Here is a 16,010-nt window from a genome sequence, read left to right as displayed (position 1 = left end):
GCAGCGTTCCTGGGACCAAGGTCGTGATGGCGTGGTGAGCGCCCGTCGGTGACTACCGTGAGCACATGGGGCCGCGCCGTCGGGAGTTGCTGACGCGGTGGTTCCTGCCGCTCGCGGCCGTCGCGATCCTCGTCGCGGTGGTCGCCGCGGCCGGCGGGTTCCGCGAAGCCGACGCACAAGCAGGCCCGGCTGCCGATCCCGGCGCAGAGATCCCCCTGGCTCGCTGGCGGCTCACCGTGCACGAGGTCGAGCTGGTCAACACCACGGCAGCCGGCTCGCCCACCGACACCACGCTGCGGGTGCACATGACCGTCACCCTCACCGATGAGGAGTCGCAGTTCGGGCTTCCCTCCGGGATCGTCAGCGTGGTCGTCCCCGAAGGGCCCGCCCCCGAGAGCGGCTTCGAGGCCGGCGACGTGTGGAGCAGCCAGCTCGACCCCGACCTCCCCCGCCCCTACGTGATCGACCACCCCTGGCCGCCACGCCCCGATGACGGCGCCCAGCCGCCGATCACCGCGGTGCCGGCCACGGTCGCGGTGGTGGTCCGCGACGAGACGTGGGCCGACAACCCCCTGTTCGGGTGGGACTGGAGCGTGGACGACGTCGCCGCCGTCGTCACCCTGCCCGTCACCGACAATCGGGTCGAGCAGTGAGCCGCTGGCGTGGGTGGCTCTCGCTCGCCTGCTGCCTCGCCGTCGTGGCGGCGATCGCCATCGGCACCGATGGCCACGAGGAGGAGATCCCGGTCAGCTACGCCGATGTCGGCATCGGCCAGACCGGCGTCTCGACCACCTTCGCCGCCCAGGTGCGGCGAGTGCAGGTGACCCAGCAGGTGCAGCGCGACGAGTACTCCGAGCCTCTCACCACCGACCACCGCTTCCTCGTCGTCGAGCTCACCGCCGACGCCCGCAGCGAACCGGTCTCGTTCAGCGGCGACGTGTGGCTGCTCACCACCACCGGGCACCGCTACGGGCCGCGGCCGGAGTTCAGCACCGCGCAGCCCTCCTTCGTGGACCCCGGCTTCACGGCGGCCGGCACCTTCGTGTTCCAGGTGCCCACCGACCGCCTCGCCGGCGCCCGGCTGCTGGTGGAGCCCTGGACGCCGCTGTTCCTCACCTACGACGTCACCGTGCGTGTGGACCTCGGCCTCACCGAGGACTCCCCCGTGATCACCGAACCGGTGCTGCTGGCCCCGCCCAGCCAGGAGGTGACGCCATGACGGCGGTGCTGCGGTCTCGGGCCGTGCTCGCCGCCGCGCTGGCGTTCGCCCTCGCTGTGGCGGGCTGGCAGGCGTACCTGCACTGGACCGCCCGCAACCCGGTGCCGGACGCCGTCATCGGCCTGGGCGAGACCGTCGAGATCGACGGTGCCTCCTATCGCTTCGACAGCCTCACGGCCGCGCCGCGGTTGCCATCGACCATCGAGGGGCAGGAGTGGGTCGAGGCGCCCGCGGGGGCGACGCTCGTGCAGGTCGTGGTGACGACCGAGATCCTCAGCGACGAGGTCGACCCCGAGACCCACTACTGCGAGGCGACGGCGTACGACGCCGCCGGCCGGCGGTGGCGCTCCGACCTGCTCAGCGACGTGGCCGGCCCGGAGGCGTACTCGTGCCGCGGCACCTCCGAGGACCCGATCCGCCCGGGTGAGCCGCTCCCGGTCGGTTTCGTCTTCGTGGTCCCGGCGGACGCCGTCGACACCCTCTACGTCGACCTCTCGCTCGGCTACGAGGGCGGCATGGTGCGACTGACCGACTGAGGAGGCTCCGCCGTCGGGAAGGCTCGAGGCGAACGGGCCGGGCGCCACGGGGTGCGGGTGACCTCCGCGAGCGCGCGGTCGACACCGGTGGCGTACAGGGCCACCGAGGCGGTGAGGAACACCCCGCCGAGCAGCAGGTCGTAGAACGGCTCGAGCGCGAACGAGACGTCGTCGGGCTGAGGACCGGCCAGGCGCACCAGCCCCTCGGACGCCCACACCTCACCCGCCCACAGCACGGTGGCGAGCACCAGGTAGACACCCATGAAGCGCGGGCCCGCGTGCCAGACCACCCGCAGGGCGTTCGCGACCGGCAGGTACTTGCGGCGCAGGTCGTCGGTGGCGAGCGCGAGCAGGGTCGGGATCGCGCCGGCCTGGACGCCGGCACGCCCGGTCGCGTGGTCGAGGCGAACGGCGGCGGGTTCCAGCCGGGTGCCGGCCACCACGTCGCGGCCACGGAACTCCCGCCATCCGAACACGGTGGCGGCCAGCGCGAACCACATCAGCGGCAGCAGCACCCGGTCCGAGATCGCCGGGAGCAGAGTGGTCCAGAACCAGGCAGCGGCGCCGCGCAGAGCCTCGGGCAGGGTCGCGCCGAACCAGAGCTGCCACTCGGGGAGCCGGTCGAGCAGGGCGCGCCAGGTCTGACCGAACCACACCGACACCATCCGGCCCTGCCACCACTCCCGGATCTGGCCGGCGCCGATCCCCAGGGCGACGAAGAGACCGAAGACGGCGGTGCCGTCAGCGACGATCGCGACGATCCGCAACCCCAGCCCGACGCCGTCGCGCGCCCGCAGTCGAACGCTCAGCAGCGTGACGAGCTTGCCGATGAGCCAGGCGCCGACCGTGAGCGCGGCGTAGAAGCCGAGGCGGTCAGGGGCGAAGCTGATCGACCAGCCCTCGGGGTCGGTGAGACCCTCGCGGCTGATGTTCGCGAAGAACAGGTCGGCGACCTCGTCCTCGACCAGCCCCCACACCGAGTAGACGGCGAGGAACGGGCCGAGCGCGAGGGCGAGCACGTTGATGCCGCGCTCGCTGGTGAAGAGGGCTTGCGGGACGCCGTCGTGGACCACACCGGGCTCGAGGTGGCGCGGGGTCCACAGGGCCGGTTTCACCGAGTGGATCATCATGACCAGGCACGCCAGCCAGCCCAGCACGCCGAGCACGAACAGCATCGTGGCGAGGAGCTGGTGGGCGCTGCCGACCAGGGCGGAGGCCTGCTGCCCCAGGTGGTGGACACCGAAGCCGAGGCAGAACCACAGGAACAGCCGCGGAAAGGTGCGCCACCACAGGGAAGCGGTGTCGACGGCGAGGGTGGTGAGCTCGGTGAGAGTTCTCATGCCACGCCCCGTGCCGAGGGGCGACGGCAGATGCTCGCGTCGAGTGCGACCGTCCCCCTGGGCATGGGTCGAGTATCGCTGGTCGGTCAAGCGTCGGGCACGAGCGATCGCCGGACCCGCCGCACCGGTCAGAAGGCGCCGCTCTGACCAAGTGGACAATCCGCGCGCCACGGGCTTGACTCCTGCGGTGCAGCGCACTCGCAACCCGATGATCGCCACCCTGCTGAACCTGCGGGGCAACGGTCGCGCCTCCGTCTACACCGAGCCCATGTGGGGCTTGTCGATGATGCTGGTGCTGCCGTATGCGTCGGTGTTCATGCTGGCCCTGGGCGTCCGGGACACCCAGATCGGGCTGCTCGCGACCATCTCGATGCTCTCTCAGGTGGTCTTCGGGCTCCTCAGCGGGGTCATCACCGACAAGCTGGGCCGACGGCGCACCACCGCGATCTTCGACATCATCGCCTGGGCGATCCCCTGCCTCGTGTGGGCGTTCGCGCAGAACTTCTGGTGGTTCCTCATCGCCTCGGTGATCAACGGCGCGTGGCAGGTCACCCAGAACTCCTGGGACTGCCTGCTCGTGGAGGATGTCGACCGCGCCGAGATCCCCAAGGTCTACTCGCTCGTCAAGGTCGCGGGCGACTTCTCGGCGCTGTTCGCCCCGATCGCGGCGCTGCTGGTCTCCAACCTCGGGCTCGAGCTCGCGGTGCGGATCCTCTACCTCAACGCGTTCGTCATCATGGCGCTCAAGATCTGGCTGCTGTACCGCTTCACCACCGAGACGGCGACCGGCGTGGTGCGGATGGAGCAGACCCGCGGCGTCAGCATCTGGAAGTCGCTGTGGGAGTACCGCACCGTGCTCGGGCTGATCATCCGCTCGAAGGGCACGATCTTCTCGCTGGCGATCGCGGCCCTCGTGGGCGCCGTCACCCTCGTCAACGCCACCTTCTGGCAGGTGGTGATCAACCAGCGCCTCGGCGTGCCCGACGCCTTGCTGCCGTTCTTCCCGATGGCCCGCTCGCTGCTCTCGGTGCTGTTCTTCTTCACCCTCATCCCGCTGCTCACGCACGGCCGCCAGCTGCGGGCCCCCACCTTGATCGGCTTCCTGGTGTACCTGGCTGGGCAGCTGCTGCTGGTCGCCATTCCCGGGGCCGACGGCGGAGCCTCCTTCTCCACCTATCTGCTGCTGGGTCTGTGCCTGGTCCTGGACGCCTTCGGCGCCGGCATCCTGTTCATGCTGTCCGAGTCGCTCGTGGCGCTCCACGTGGACCGCCACGAGCGCTCCCGGGTGATGGCCATCCAACGCACCGCGGTCATGCTCGTCACCGCCCCCTTCGGCTGGATCAGCGGCTGGCTCTCCGGCATGGACCGCCGGTTGCCGTTCCTGCTGACCGCCGTGCTGCTGGTGATCGGGGTCGTCGCAGCCGCCCGGTTCTGGGTGACCACGCACGAGGAGCCGCACGCCGTCGAGGTGTGAGCAAGGCTCCAGTGCGACTGGCTGCGGCACCCGTCGGCCGACGAGCGGCTGATAAGATTGCCTTATGGCACTGCTGGCGGAGTACCGAGGCGCTCGACGAGATGAGGATGTCGCGAGGCTCCGTCGTGCAATCGCGCTTCGCGCGATGATCGCCACGGGGATGAGTCAACGCACGATCGCTCACGCACTGGGTGTCAGTCAGCCAGCCGTCAGTCAGCAGCTCAAGCTCTCCCACCAGCTGCGGGACGTTCGCCCCGAGCTTCTGCTCGAGGCTGCGGCCCCGGTCCTCAAGGCACTGGCCGCTGAGCGGGGGTACACCGAGCTCGCTGCATTCGGTTCGGTCGCGCGTGGTCAGGCGCGTGAAGACTCGGACATCGACCTGCTGGTGGCCCCACCCGAGGGGACGTCGTCGTTCGCCTTCGTCGAGTTCAAGCTTCTGCTGGAGCAGGTCCTCGGGAGGGAGATCGATCTCATCTCATGGGGCGGTCTCAAGGACCGCCTCGATGACGACATCAAGCGGGATGCGGTGGTGCTGTGATGGAGCGCAAGGCCGCTAAGGAGCTGCTTCACATCGAGGGCTGGTTGGACCGCGTCGATGACGTCATCGCGCGAGGTCCCGCCGCCTACCTTGAGGACGAGCTGCTCCAAGAGGCGGGTGACTCGCTGATGATGAAGCTCGGGGAAGCCGCCAACCGGTTGTCGAAGCTCGACGTACTCGCACCCGACGGCGTCACCTGGGCTGTTGCCGTGGCCAACCGCAACTTCTTGATCCATCAGTACGACGAGATCGACCGCAGTCTGACGTGGGCGACGCTGTCGGAGGACCTCCCGGCATGGAGAGCCTCGTTGCAGCGGTTGTTCAACCAGGCGGCGGCCACGCTTGGTCCGGAACGCGACGACGGCGTCTGACTGGCGAGGGTTGGCGCTGAGTGTTCCTGCCGCATTCGCACCGCTTCGGCGCCGTGGAGCTGCGGCGTGTGCGGTCGGCACCTCGTGTGCCTCGACCTCGTCAGCGCGCCGCGGTTCCGAAGGCGTGCAGGTCGAGCTCGATGCTCAGCGCGTCGCAGGCGACCTTTCCGCGCATGCTGGTGCCGTACTCGTCCAAGGGAGGGCTGACGACGGCGGCACCGAGCCGCCCGGGGGCGGAGAGCACGATCGCGCCTGACACGCTGGACTTCGCCGGGATGCCGATCGCGCGCATCCATCGCCCGGAGCCGTCGTACACACCGCAGGTCGCCATCACGGAGACGACGTCGCGCGCCACGGCCGGTGACACGACGCGTTCCTGCGTCACCGGGTTCACCCCGCCGCAGGCGAGGGTCGCCCCCATCACCGCGAGCGCCTCCGCATCGACCAGCACGGCGCACGCCCGGGCGTAGACGGCGACAGCGTCGTCGGCGCTGACGTGAAGGGTTCCCTCGGCCCGCATGAGGTGGGCGAGCGCATGGTTGCGGTCGCCGAGCAGGTGCTCGTTGCGGGCCACGCTCTCATCGACCTCGAGCCGGCGCCCGGCGAAGGCCGAGAGGCCTCGGAGGATCCGATCGTCACGTTCGTCGACGTCCCCGCCGTCGATGAGCGATGCCGTGAGCAGCGCTCCAGCGTTGACCATCGGGTTCGGTGGGCGGCCGGTGCCGCTCTCGAGCTTGATCGCGTCGAAGGCCTCGCCGGTCGGTTCGATCCCGACCCTCTCGAGGGCGTCGCCGTCCGTGTCGCGCAGGGCCATCGCGAACAGGAACGGTTTGACAGCCGACTGCACGCTGAACGGCACGTCCGCCTGCGCGCTGGCGCGCAGCGTCCCGTCCGGGAGCGCCAGTGCCAGCGCGCACAGATCTGGGTCCGCAGCCGCGAGCTCGGGGATGCTCTCGTCCACTGCCCCGCCCTGTGTCTGCATGATCCGTCGCCGCACGTCCTCGAGGTCGTAGGTTCCTGCGTCCGGTCTCATGCGCTCACAGTGGCACGTCGCACCGGACCCCGGTGGCGACGGGGCTGTTCCGCGGACATCAGTCCCACCAGAGATGCACCATCAGCCCGCCGAGCTCCGGAGCCGGGTGGATCTCATCGAGCACCACGGCGTCACCGAAGGTCTCGTCGATCAAGGTCACGGCGTCCGCCGGGGCCACCCGGGCATCCCCCGGGAGCCGGGTGAGCACCGAGGACGTCTCGGCGAGCGCCTGGCCGCTCAGCACCAGCGGACGATCCCTCGCCCGTGCGCTCACAGCCGCGTGGGCGATGTGCGATGACATCAGCAGCGGAACCGCGACGCTCGTGTCGACCGCCGTGATGCTCACCGACGACCCGCGTCGATGAGCGCGAACATCTCCTGGTCCGTGACCACGGTCCCGCTCGTGGCCACCAGGCGGCCATCGGCATCTCGCTCAAGCTGTGCCGTGCGTCCGCCGGGTGTGATCTGAACACCCGAGCCGTACGGAGAGATGTCGACCGTGGCGCCGGGAGTCAGTGCCAGGGCGTCTCGCAGTGCCTTGGGCAGCAGGAGACGGCCCCCAGAATCGATCGTCGCCTTCATGGGAACGGGCTACCAACTGAATCCCATTCGCCCCGTGCCGCCGCGACCCCCGGGTCAGCGTCCCTCGTTCGCCCACCACGCGACGGCCGCGGCGCGTCGCACCCCTCCCCGAGCCCTTCGTCGATCGCGATCACCACGGGAACCTCGCCTCGTCTGTGTCAGCCATCGGTCCAGGCTGCCGAGATCGCGACGGCGCCCGCTCGGGCCGAGGCTCAGATCGGCACTTTCTGTGGACAACGTCCACCTGTGGACAGACAAGACCTCCACAACAGATCCCCCTCCAGAGGGGTAGTCATTCCGCGAACCGCGACGTACCGTCGAGGCAGGCACATCAACCTCTGGGAGTGATCTCCATGGCACGCACGCTGACCCGCTGGCTACCCGCCGCTGCGGTCCCGCTCGTCATCGCAGGGTCGGTGGCCCTCGCCTCGGCCGCCGGCGCCGACGAGCTCCCGGAACGCACCCCCGAGGAGATCCTCACGCTGCTCGCCGACCGCGAGCACCAGCCCTTCTCCGGCGAGTTCGAGCAGAGCTCCGACCTCGGCCTGCCGTCGCTGCCCGGCGGTGTGGACCTGCCCGCCGGCGAGGGCGACGCGGCCGCCGTCACCGCCGCGCTCGACGCCCTCACCAGCGACCACTCCGGCCGCGTGTTCGTGGGCGAGGAGCACCAGGCGCGGCTGCAGGTCTTCGAGTCCTTCGGCGAGCGCGACCTCATCGTCAACGGCACGGAGGTCTGGGCGTACGACTCCAGCGAGAACGCCGCCACGCACACCACCATCCCCGAGGGCGCCCACGCCGCGGCGCCCGATCAGCAGCAGCTCACCCCTGACGCCGTCGCCGACCGCATCATCGAAGCCGCCGGCCCCACCACCGATCTCAGCGTCCGTGATGACGTCGAGGTCGCCGGCCGCGCCGCTTACGACCTGGTGCTGACCCCGCGCACCGACGCCACCCTCGTGGGCGAGGTCGCGATCGCCGTCGACGGCGAGACCGGCCAGCCGCTGCGCGTCACCGTGACCGCCCGCGGCGAGGACGCCCCCGCCTTCCAGCTCGCCTACACCTCGCTCGACCTCGGTGCCCCCGACGCCGACCTGTTCACCTTCACCCCGCCGGCCGACGCGGAGGTCGAGGAGGTCACCCCGCCGACCGGCGACCACGGCAGCGAGCCCACCGACAAGCCCCAGCCCACCGTGATCGGCGAGGGCTGGGAGTCCGTGGCCGTGCTCGAGGCCGGCGACATCGCCAGCGAGCCGCTGCTCGCGCAGCTGACCACCGCCGTCGACGGCGGTCGCCTGCTCAGCACCGACCTCGTCAACGCCCTCATCACCGACGACGGGCGCGTGCTCGTCGGGGCAGTGCCGCTCGAGCGGCTCCAGGCCGCGGCCGCTGAGTGAGCGAGACCGCTGAGGCGGAACCCGGCGATCTCGCGATCGCGACCACGGGACTGACCAAACGCTTCGGGCAGCAGATCGCCGTCAACGGCATCGACCTCGCCGTGCCGCGCGGCGCCGTCTTCGGCTTCCTCGGCCCCAACGGCTCCGGCAAGACCACCACCATCCGGGTGCTGCTCGGCCTCGCCGCCGCGACCAGCGGCAGCGCGCGCCTCCTCGGCCACGACGTGCCCACCCGGCTCCGCGAGGCCCTGCCCCGGGTCGGCGCGCTCATCGAGGGCCCGGCGTTCTACCCTTTCCTCTCCGGCGCCGACAATCTGCGCCGCTTCGACGCCGCCGACCGCCACGCCGACCCCGCCACCCGAGCAGAGCGGGTCGCCCGGGCGCTCGAACGCGTCGGTCTCACGCACGCCGCGAAGAAGAAGGCACGCGCCTACTCCCTCGGCATGAAGCAGCGCCTCGGCATCGCCGCCGCCCTCCTCGAGCCCCGCGACCTGCTCGTGCTCGACGAGCCCACCAACGGCCTCGACCCGCAGGGCACGCGCGAGGTCCGCTCGCTCATCCGCGCCGTCGCCGCCGAGGGCACCACGGTGTTCGTCTCCAGCCACCTGCTCGCCGAGGTCGAGCAGATCTGCACCCACGCGGCCGTGATGCACGTGGGCTCGCTCGTGGCGCAGGGCAGCCTCGACGAGCTCCGTGGCACCGGTTCTCGCGTGGTCCGGGTGATCACTCCCGACGGCGATCGTTGCGTGAGCGAGCTCGCTCACCTCGGTCTCGAGGTGGGTCCGAGCGACCTCGCGGCGCATCGTGCCGGCGACGCGGAGGTCGTGGCGCCGCTGCCCGACGACGGGCCGGCCGCCGAGGACGTCGTCGCCGCCCTCGTGCGTGCCGACGTGCGGGTGCGCGGCTTCGACGTCGAGCGCCCGAGCCTCGAGGACCGGTTCGTGGCCCTGACCGGGGAGGGGTTCGACGTTGCGCGGTGAACGTCTGCTCGGCTCGGAGCTGCGGGTGCTGTTCCGCCGGTGGCGCACGTGGGCGATGCTGGCGGCGCTGGCCTCGATCCCGATCCTCATGGCGGTGGTGGTGCGGCTGTCCTCGGACCCGCCCGGCCCGGGCGAGGGGCCACCGTTCCTGGATCAGGTGACGAACAACGGGATGTTCGTGGCCGTGACGGCGCTCGTGATGACCACGCCGCTGTTCATGCCGCTGACGATCGCGGTGGTCTCGGGCGACACGATCGCCGGCGAGGCCTCGCTCGGGACGCTGCGCTACCTGCTGGTCGCGCCCGCCGGGCGGGTGCGGCTGCTGGTGGTGAAGTACCTGACCACCGTGGTGTTCGCCGTGGTGGCGAGCGGCACGGTGCTGCTGGTGGGGTGGGCGATCGGCGCCGCGCTGTTCGGGACCGGCGAGGCGACCCTGCTCTCGGGCGACACGATCGGCGTCGGGGATGCGGTCCTGCGGTCCTTGCTCGTCGGTGCCCACGTGACGATCTGCATGATCGGGCTGGCCGCCATCGGGCAGTTCATCTCCACGCTCACCGACGCCGGCGTGGGGGCCATGGCCGCGGTCGCGGTGCTCACGATCGTGGCGCAGGTGCTGGGCCAGCTCGACCAGCTGGCGTGGCTGCACCCCTGGCTGTTCACCCACCACTGGCTCGGGTTCGCGGACCTGCTGCGCACCCCGATCGTGTGGACCTCGTTCACCGAGAACGCCGCGCTGCAGGGCGCCTACGTGGCCTTCTTCGGCGCGCTCGCCTACGGGCGGTTCACCACCAAGGACGTGCTGTCGTAGCTCGCTCGTGCAGCTCGTCCCGCAGCACCTCGAACGCGCGCGCCGGCGCGTTGCCTCCTCGAACCCGTTGAGAGTGTCGGAGGCCCCGCATACCGTGGTGGCCCGACGACCGGAGGATCCGATGCCCACGACCACGCACACCCTCGAGGTGCCCGGAGCGGTGCTGACCTATGACATCCACGAGCCGCAGCAGCTCAGCGAGCACCCGCCGCTGTTCGTCTTCGGATCCCCGATGGGCGCCTCCGGTTTCGAGCGGCTGGTCTCGCTTCTCGACGACCGCGTGGTCATCACCTACGACCCCCGCATGATGGAGCGCAGCCATCTCACCGAGGGTGGCGAGGTCAGCGTGGAGATCCACGGCGACGACCTGCACCGGGTGGTCGAGGCAGCCGGGCGCGGCCCTGTCGACGCGTTCGGATCCAGCGGCGGTGCGCAGGCGGCGCTGCCCTGGGTGATCGCCCACCCTGGCGATGTGCGCACGCTGGTCGCGCACGAGCCGCCGCTCACACTGCTGCTGCCGGATGCCGATGTCCTCCGGCAGGTGAGCGCGGACATCGTCGAGACCTATCAGCAGCGGGGCTTCGGGCCGGCGATGGCGAAGTTCATGCAGCTGGTCATGCACACCGGGGAATTCACCCAGGAGTACCTGGATCGCCCGGAGCCCGACCCGGCCCAGTTCGGCCTCCCCACAGAGGATGACGGCTTCCGCGAGGACCCGCTGCTGGCCCACAACATGGCGATGCCGCCCTACCTACCCGACGCGGAGGCGCTGAAGGCCACCGGCGTCCGGATCGTGCCGGCCATCGGTGCGGAGGGGGCCGGCTCGATGGCCCGCCGCGGTGGCGAGGCGCTCGGCGCGCTGCTCGGTGTCGACCCGGTCGTGTTCCCCGGCGACCACGGCGGCTTCACCGTCAACGACTGGGCGCCGAACAACGACCCGGCGGCGTTCGCCGAGAAGCTGCGCGAGGTGCTGGACTCAGGGCCCCGATGACTGACGACGGCGGCCCGGGCGAGGAGCCCGATGGTCTCGGTGAGCTCGTCGACGCCGTCTACGCGAAGCGACGCCGAGCATGGGACCTGGCTGCCAGCACCTTGGGTGCGTGGCTGACCGCGCAGTGCGCCGAGCTGCTCGACGGTGCCGATGTCTCCCGCATGACCGTGGCACCCCACCGCATCAAGGATCAGCGCAGGACCGGCGACAAGCTGCGGAGCAGGCTGGAGCCGTCGTCGGGGCGGCAGCCCGCCCAGGCGGTGGTCGAGGAGGTGGTGCGCGACGTCGTCGGCATGAAGGTCCTCTGCAAGTCCACCAGAGACCAGCGCCTGCTGGCCGATCGGCTGGGCACCGTCGAGATCCCGAGCGGCATCGCGCTGCAACGGATGAAGGACTACGTGTCCGAGCCGAAGACCTCCGGGTACCGAGCCGTGCACCTGGAGTTCGCGGTGACGGTCCCGGGGCACGCCCCGGTGGTCGTGGAGCTGCAGATCAAGACCATGCTGCAGGACTCCTGGGGCGAGCTCACGCACGAGGATCTCTACAAGCCCGGCGCCCCCATCAAGACCTCGCCGTTCCACAGCGCGGTCGGTGCCACGATGGCCAACCTGCTCGCGGAGGTGGACCGTCTCGCCGACCACCTCGCCTTCGAGCTGGAGAGCACCGTCACCCCCGAGGGCGACGAGGACCTCGGCGGCCCGGACACCGCGGAGCCAGAGCCGCCGGCCCGAACCATCACGGTGCGCACCACCGGACCGCGCTACGCGCTCGCCGTCGACGAGGAGGGGGTGCAGGGCCTGATCCCGGCCTACGCGGTGCGCCGCCTCGCGGGCGTGAGCGGCTACGTCAGGGTCCATGATTTCGTCCGCAAGGGCGAGCGACTGGAGGCGAGGCTCGTCGAGAACGAGAAGGGGGTGTATTTCATACCGCTCGCCCTGGGCCCTGCCCAGTAGCGTGGCCGTCATGACTGCCACACCCTCCCGAACCTCCGCACCCGACGTCCCGCTGGACCCGCGATCGAAGCAGGCCCTGGCCGACCGCGGCCTCGAGTACCGCATCGTCCCGATCGACGGCGACGAGCTGGACGGCTATCGCAACGCCGTGGGCCGCGGCTTCCTCGGTGAGCGGTCCACGCCCGAGGTGGCGCAGGGATGGCGGGACTCGCTCGGCGGCAGCCGGCTGGTGGGCGTGCACGACCCGCAGGGCGCCGAGCCCGGTGTGCCCGTGGGCACGGTGAACGCGTGGGTCATGGACGTGACCGTCGACGCCGACTCGTTCCTTCCCATGTGGTCGATCAGCGCGGTCACGGTGTCCTCGACCCACCGCCGTCGAGGGATCGCACGTGCGCTCCTCGAGGGCGAGCTGCGCGCAGCGCACGAGGCCGGTGTCCCGATCGCCGGCCTCACGGTCTCCGAGGCCACGATCTACGGGCGGTACGGGTTCGGCGTCGCGGCGCACACCGCGAGCTGGAACATCGACGCCCGCCGCGCCGGCTGGATCGGCCCGCGCCCCGATGGCCGCCTCGACCACATCGAGCGCGAGGCGCTGCAGCGCGACCTCGACACCCTCAACGCCGCCACCCGCGGCAGCCGCCCGGGGGACATCGAAGGCTGGTCGCGGCTGTGGGTCGAGCTCGCCGGTCTCACGCCCGGCAAGCCCGACCCGAAGGTCCGCGCGGTCCGGTACACGGACGCCCAGGGCGAGATGCGCGGCGTCCTGGCCTACACGGTGAGCGAGAACGAGGCGGACTTCACGCGCTCCACGCTCCACGTCGTCGCTGCGCTCGCCGACGGCACCGACGCCTACGCCGCGCTCTGGCGCTACGTGCTCGAGCACGACCTGATCGGCACGGTCACCACCAGCCTCCGCGCGCTCGACGAGCCGCTGCGCTGGATGATCGCCGACCAGCGCGCGCTCACCGTGACCGAGCGGGACCACCACTGGCTGCGCATCCTCGACGTGGCCCGGTGCCTGCAGGCGCGCCGCTATCGCGTGCCGGGGTCGGTGACCTTCTCGGTCTCCGACGCCCTCGGCATGGCCGAGGGCACCTGGCGCCTCGAGGTGGACGCTGCAGGTTCCGGGGTGGTCGAGAAGGTCGACGGCGCAGGCTCGGCAGGCGCCGATGACCAGGTCTCCCTCGGCATCAGCGAGCTCAGCTCGTTGCTGCTCGGCGGTGTCACCGCGTCCACGCTGCTCGCCGCCGGCCGGATCGAGGCGAGCCCGGGCACTGCCCGTTGGCTCGACCTCGCTTTCGCACCCGTCAGTGCGCCGGTGCTGAGCTACTGGTACTGAGCCCGGGCTGATGAAAGACAGGTGAAAGTGGTCCTTGTTCCAGTAGGGGCATGGATACGACACGGAAGAAGATCCGACAGGTCATCACGGCGCTCGCGGGAGCACTGACACTGCTCGCGGTGGCGGTCGTGCCGGCGAGCGCTCAGGTCGACGAGACCCCACACCCCGATGACCTTCCCGAGGTCGGGGAGGTGTTCACGCCCGACGGGATCACCATCGCGGCGAAGGTGTGCAACGAGTCGACGTGCTCATCGACGCTACGCGGTCCAGCGACGAACGATGCAGGTGGCTACTGGGCCTCGTCACAGCTTTGGCTCGTGGATGCACCGGAGCGGCTGATCAGTGCGATGGTCGCACCGCGGGGCGAGTGGCTGTATCTCACCGATCGCACCGGGGATTATCACATCGCCCGCGCCGACGTCCTCGTGACGGACACGAGCGATCGGGTGCTCGATCGCGACACGTTCTACGCAGACGCTGTCGACGACAAGTTCAACCTCGGCACGCCAGATGGCAGCGGTGACATCGCCGAAGGCCACAACGTGTGGATCCGCGTCTGCCTCGACGACACCCAGAACTGCGCCGGCTGGGTCCGCGGCGTCGCATGACATCGCGACCGGCCCGCCGCCGTGGTGCGCAGTCAGCGTGCCTGCTGCACGAGCAGCGCCACCTGGGTGCGGCTGTCGAGGTCGAGCTTGTCGAGCACGCTGGATGCGTAGGCCTTGACGGTCGGAACGCTGAGGTGCAGCTCGCGCCCGATCTGGGCGTTGCTCTCGCCGCGACCGATGCCCTCGGCCACGTCGCGCTCGCGCGGGGTCAGCGTCGCGAGGGCCGCCCGTGCCCGCTCACGCGCCGAGCCGCTGGCGGCGGCGGCGTCCATCAGCTGGCGTGCCACCTGCGGCGCGAGCACCGGTTCGCCGGCCGCGGCCGCCTTCACCGCCGCCGCGATGCGTTGCGGCGGGGCGTCCTTGAGCAGGTATCCGGCAGCGCCGGCCGCCAGTGCACCCTCCACCTCGGCCTGGGTGTCGAACGTGGTGAGCACGACGACGGCAGGCGAGTCCCGCCGTCGTCTCATCTCGCGCGTGGCGGCGATGCCATCGGTGCGCGGCATGCGCAGGTCCATGAGCACGACGTCGGCCGGGTGCGCCGCGAGCACGTCCGGCACCTCGGCGCCGTCCCCGGCCTCGGCGACGACCTCGATCCCGTCCGCGCCGTCGAGCATGAGGCGCAGGGCGGAGCGGACGAGGGCGTCGTCGTCGACTATGACGATGCGGACCGGGCCCATGGCTGCCACGGTATCGAGGCGGTGACGGCGAATCCGCCGTTCCGGCGCCCGGCGGTGAGGGTTCCGCCCAACAGCTCGACCCGTTCGGTGAGACCGACCAGCCCGGTGCCTGCGCCGTCGTCGTTCGCCTCCGCCTGGCTCGGCCCGTTGACCACGGTGAGATCGAGATGGCCGGGAGCGGTGGTGAGCGTGACCGCGACGGGCGCTCCAGGCGCGTGGCGGCGCGCGTTGGTCAGCGCCTCCTGGACCACGCGGTAGGAGGCCAGCCCGACGGCGGCTGGCGGGTCCTCCTGGCCTGCTCGCTCCCAGGAGACCTCGGTGCCGCCGGCGCGCGCGTGCTCGATGAGCGCGACGATGTCGGGGAGACCGGCAGCGGGACGCAGCTCGTCCTCGTCGGTGCGGAGGATGCGGAGGATGCCGCGCAGCTCGACGAGGGCGTCGGCTGCTGAGGTGCGGACGCGGCCGGCGGCGGCCTGGGTGGCTTCGGGGTCGGCGTCGGGGCGGTACTCGATCGCGCCCGCGGTGGTGGCGATGAGCGTGAGGTGGTGGGCGAGGGAGTCGTGCATCTCGCGGGCGATGCGGGACCGCTCGTCGAGCTTGGCGCGGCGGAGGCGGGCGGCTTGCTCCTGCTCGGCCCTCAGCGCGCGCTCGTGCAGCGAGCGGAGCAGCGCGGTTCGGGTGCGCGCCCATGCGCCCCAGCCGGCGAGCGCGCCGTAGACGGCCGCCACGCCCAGCAGCCACCAGCCGAACGGGTGCGGGGCCGGCCGCCACAGTCCCTGCACCGCGTGGCCGAGGAAGCCGGCAGCGGCGACCGGGATGGCGATCCGGAGCGAGCGCAGCCGGCCGGCGACGACCGCCATCGCGGTGGCAGCCGGTGTGGCCGCGGGTGAGAGTGCGGCGAGCGCCGCCAGCGCGATCGCGGTGGGCACCTGGTGCCGGGTCCAGAGCAGCGGCGTGGCGGCTGTCGCGAGAACGGCGACCGCGATATCGAGGGCTGGCAGACCATCACCGGCCCGCCAGGTGCTCCAGACGACGATCGCGCTGAGGACGCCGAGCGGCACGCTCGCCCAGCGCAGACGGCGACGCTGCGCCTTCGGGAGCCCTTCCCAGGGCTCGCCGGTGGCGGACGAGTGCTGCGCCCACGGCGGCACCCAGGTCGAGGTCATG

Annotated in this window: 19 protein-coding genes; 13 read left to right on the top strand and 6 right to left on the bottom strand. The window is 71.3% G+C overall.

Features of this window, described 5'->3' with window-relative positions:
* Positions 1 to 65 precede the first annotated feature (65 nt).
* Genes GPA03_RS18850 through GPA03_RS18840 form a run of 3 tightly spaced genes read left to right on the top strand, consistent with a single transcriptional unit; the run spans position 66 to position 1,755 of the window.
* Entirely contained in the window at positions 66 to 653 is a 588-nt protein-coding gene (locus GPA03_RS18850) for a hypothetical protein (protein WP_156253614.1), read from the top strand.
* Positions 650 to 1,219, top strand: coding sequence for a DUF4352 domain-containing protein (locus GPA03_RS18845; RefSeq protein ID WP_156253613.1), 570 nt, complete (start codon positions 650 to 652; stop codon positions 1,217 to 1,219). The genes GPA03_RS18850 and GPA03_RS18845 overlap by 4 nt, the downstream gene beginning before the upstream one ends.
* Positions 1,216 to 1,755, top strand: coding sequence for a hypothetical protein (locus GPA03_RS18840; RefSeq protein WP_156253612.1), 540 nt, complete (start codon positions 1,216 to 1,218; stop codon positions 1,753 to 1,755). The genes GPA03_RS18845 and GPA03_RS18840 overlap by 4 nt, the downstream gene beginning before the upstream one ends.
* Here GPA03_RS18840 and GPA03_RS18835 read toward each other — a convergent pair.
* Positions 1,722 to 3,095, bottom strand: a complete 1,374-nt coding sequence (locus tag GPA03_RS18835; protein WP_156253611.1) for a hypothetical protein — start codon at positions 3,093 to 3,095, stop codon at positions 1,722 to 1,724. The genes GPA03_RS18840 and GPA03_RS18835 overlap by 34 nt on opposite strands.
* Before the next feature lie 187 nt (positions 3,096 to 3,282).
* Here GPA03_RS18835 and GPA03_RS18830 point away from each other — a divergent pair, with 187 nt between their 5' ends.
* From GPA03_RS18830 to GPA03_RS18820, 3 genes are all read left to right on the top strand, one after another.
* Positions 3,283 to 4,569, top strand: coding sequence for an MFS transporter (locus GPA03_RS18830; protein ID WP_156253610.1), 1,287 nt, complete (start codon positions 3,283 to 3,285; stop codon positions 4,567 to 4,569).
* Between the two features lie 160 nt (positions 4,570 to 4,729).
* Positions 4,730 to 5,107, top strand: coding sequence for a nucleotidyltransferase family protein (locus GPA03_RS18825; RefSeq protein WP_241681382.1), 378 nt, complete (start codon positions 4,730 to 4,732; stop codon positions 5,105 to 5,107).
* Positions 5,107 to 5,478, top strand: coding sequence for a HepT-like ribonuclease domain-containing protein (locus tag GPA03_RS18820; protein WP_156253608.1), 372 nt, complete (start codon positions 5,107 to 5,109; stop codon positions 5,476 to 5,478). Before GPA03_RS18825 ends, GPA03_RS18820 begins: the two co-directional genes overlap by 1 nt.
* 100 nt (positions 5,479 to 5,578) lie before the next feature.
* On the opposite strand, the gene glsA is transcribed toward GPA03_RS18820, so the two are convergent.
* The 3 genes from glsA to GPA03_RS18805 are packed head-to-tail and all read right to left on the bottom strand — an operon-like array spanning position 5,579 to position 7,093.
* Entirely contained in the window at positions 5,579 to 6,511 is a 933-nt protein-coding gene (gene glsA, locus GPA03_RS18815) for a glutaminase A (protein ID WP_156253607.1), read from the bottom strand.
* Positions 6,512 to 6,569: 58 nt separating this feature from the next.
* On the bottom strand, positions 6,570 to 6,857 hold the full coding sequence (locus GPA03_RS18810) for a PIN domain-containing protein (RefSeq protein WP_156253606.1): 288 nt from the start codon (positions 6,855 to 6,857) through the stop codon (positions 6,570 to 6,572).
* Positions 6,854 to 7,093, bottom strand: a complete 240-nt coding sequence (locus tag GPA03_RS18805; protein ID WP_156253605.1) for an AbrB/MazE/SpoVT family DNA-binding domain-containing protein — start codon at positions 7,091 to 7,093, stop codon at positions 6,854 to 6,856. The genes GPA03_RS18810 and GPA03_RS18805 overlap by 4 nt, the downstream gene beginning before the upstream one ends.
* A gap of 353 nt (positions 7,094 to 7,446) precedes the next feature.
* On the opposite strand from GPA03_RS18805, the gene GPA03_RS18800 reads away from it, so the two are divergent.
* The 7 genes from GPA03_RS18800 to GPA03_RS18770 all read left to right on the top strand — a co-directional run bounded on the left by GPA03_RS18800 (position 7,447) and on the right by GPA03_RS18770 (position 14,166).
* A complete protein-coding gene (locus GPA03_RS18800; protein ID WP_156253604.1) occupies positions 7,447 to 8,487 on the top strand; it encodes a LolA family protein in 1,041 nt (346 codons plus the stop codon).
* Positions 8,484 to 9,467, top strand: coding sequence for an ABC transporter ATP-binding protein (locus tag GPA03_RS18795; RefSeq protein WP_156253603.1), 984 nt, complete (start codon positions 8,484 to 8,486; stop codon positions 9,465 to 9,467). The genes GPA03_RS18800 and GPA03_RS18795 overlap by 4 nt, the downstream gene beginning before the upstream one ends.
* Complete coding sequence (locus tag GPA03_RS18790; protein ID WP_156253602.1) at positions 9,457 to 10,275, top strand: ABC transporter permease; 819 nt, start codon at positions 9,457 to 9,459, stop codon at positions 10,273 to 10,275. The genes GPA03_RS18795 and GPA03_RS18790 overlap by 11 nt, the downstream gene beginning before the upstream one ends.
* 121 nt (positions 10,276 to 10,396) lie before the next feature.
* A complete protein-coding gene (locus GPA03_RS18785) occupies positions 10,397 to 11,266 on the top strand; it encodes an alpha/beta fold hydrolase (RefSeq protein ID WP_156253601.1) in 870 nt (289 codons plus the stop codon).
* Positions 11,263 to 12,219 carry a (p)ppGpp synthetase gene (locus tag GPA03_RS18780; protein WP_156253600.1) on the top strand — a complete coding sequence of 319 codons (957 nt, stop codon included), beginning with the start codon at positions 11,263 to 11,265 and terminating at the stop codon, positions 12,217 to 12,219. Before GPA03_RS18785 ends, GPA03_RS18780 begins: the two co-directional genes overlap by 4 nt.
* A 10-nt stretch (positions 12,220 to 12,229) precedes the next feature.
* Positions 12,230 to 13,558, top strand: a complete 1,329-nt coding sequence (locus tag GPA03_RS18775; protein ID WP_162458429.1) for a GNAT family N-acetyltransferase — start codon at positions 12,230 to 12,232, stop codon at positions 13,556 to 13,558.
* Positions 13,559 to 13,608: 50 nt separating this feature from the next.
* Positions 13,609 to 14,166 carry a hypothetical protein gene (locus tag GPA03_RS18770; protein ID WP_156253598.1) on the top strand — a complete coding sequence of 186 codons (558 nt, stop codon included), beginning with the start codon at positions 13,609 to 13,611 and terminating at the stop codon, positions 14,164 to 14,166.
* 32 nt (positions 14,167 to 14,198) lie between these two features.
* Here the strand turns inward: GPA03_RS18770 and GPA03_RS18765 are convergent, their stop codons facing one another.
* Together GPA03_RS18765 and GPA03_RS18760 are read right to left on the bottom strand one after the other, a co-directional pair.
* Positions 14,199 to 14,843, bottom strand: a complete 645-nt coding sequence (locus GPA03_RS18765) for a response regulator transcription factor (protein WP_156253597.1) — start codon at positions 14,841 to 14,843, stop codon at positions 14,199 to 14,201.
* Positions 14,819 to 16,009: a sensor histidine kinase gene (locus GPA03_RS18760; protein ID WP_156253596.1), complete on the bottom strand. Its 1,191-nt coding sequence runs from the start codon at positions 16,007 to 16,009 to the stop codon at positions 14,819 to 14,821. The genes GPA03_RS18765 and GPA03_RS18760 overlap by 25 nt, the downstream gene beginning before the upstream one ends.
* Position 16,010 lies beyond the last annotated feature (1 nt).

This window comes from Pseudactinotalea terrae, assembly GCF_009733845.1.
Taxonomy (GTDB): Bacteria; Actinomycetota; Actinomycetes; order Actinomycetales; family Beutenbergiaceae; genus Pseudactinotalea; species Pseudactinotalea terrae.
Note: the sequence above shows the minus strand (reverse complement) of the source record. Positions and strands in the feature narration are given on the sequence as shown.

Coding starts and splice junctions, on each gene's coding strand:
- GPA03_RS18850 (WP_156253614.1), top strand. CDS start 66: ATGGGGCCGCGCCGTCGGGAGTTGCTGACGCGGTGGTTCCTGCCGCTC.
- GPA03_RS18840 (WP_156253612.1), top strand. CDS start 1,216: ATGACGGCGGTGCTGCGGTCTCGGGCCGTGCTCGCCGCCGCGCTGGCG.
- GPA03_RS18835 (WP_156253611.1), bottom strand. CDS start 3,095: ATGAGAACTCTCACCGAGCTCACCACCCTCGCCGTCGACACCGCTTCC.
- GPA03_RS18825 (WP_241681382.1), top strand. CDS start 4,730: ATGAGTCAACGCACGATCGCTCACGCACTGGGTGTCAGTCAGCCAGCC.
- GPA03_RS18820 (WP_156253608.1), top strand. CDS start 5,107: ATGGAGCGCAAGGCCGCTAAGGAGCTGCTTCACATCGAGGGCTGGTTG.
- glsA (WP_156253607.1), bottom strand. CDS start 6,511: ATGAGACCGGACGCAGGAACCTACGACCTCGAGGACGTGCGGCGACGG.
- GPA03_RS18805 (WP_156253605.1), bottom strand. CDS start 7,093: ATGAAGGCGACGATCGATTCTGGGGGCCGTCTCCTGCTGCCCAAGGCA.
- GPA03_RS18800 (WP_156253604.1), top strand. CDS start 7,447: ATGGCACGCACGCTGACCCGCTGGCTACCCGCCGCTGCGGTCCCGCTC.
- GPA03_RS18785 (WP_156253601.1), top strand. CDS start 10,397: ATGCCCACGACCACGCACACCCTCGAGGTGCCCGGAGCGGTGCTGACC.
- GPA03_RS18780 (WP_156253600.1), top strand. CDS start 11,263: ATGACTGACGACGGCGGCCCGGGCGAGGAGCCCGATGGTCTCGGTGAG.
- GPA03_RS18775 (WP_162458429.1), top strand. CDS start 12,230: ATGACTGCCACACCCTCCCGAACCTCCGCACCCGACGTCCCGCTGGAC.
- GPA03_RS18770 (WP_156253598.1), top strand. CDS start 13,609: ATGGATACGACACGGAAGAAGATCCGACAGGTCATCACGGCGCTCGCG.
- GPA03_RS18765 (WP_156253597.1), bottom strand. CDS start 14,843: ATGGGCCCGGTCCGCATCGTCATAGTCGACGACGACGCCCTCGTCCGC.
- GPA03_RS18760 (WP_156253596.1), bottom strand. CDS start 16,009: ATGACCTCGACCTGGGTGCCGCCGTGGGCGCAGCACTCGTCCGCCACC.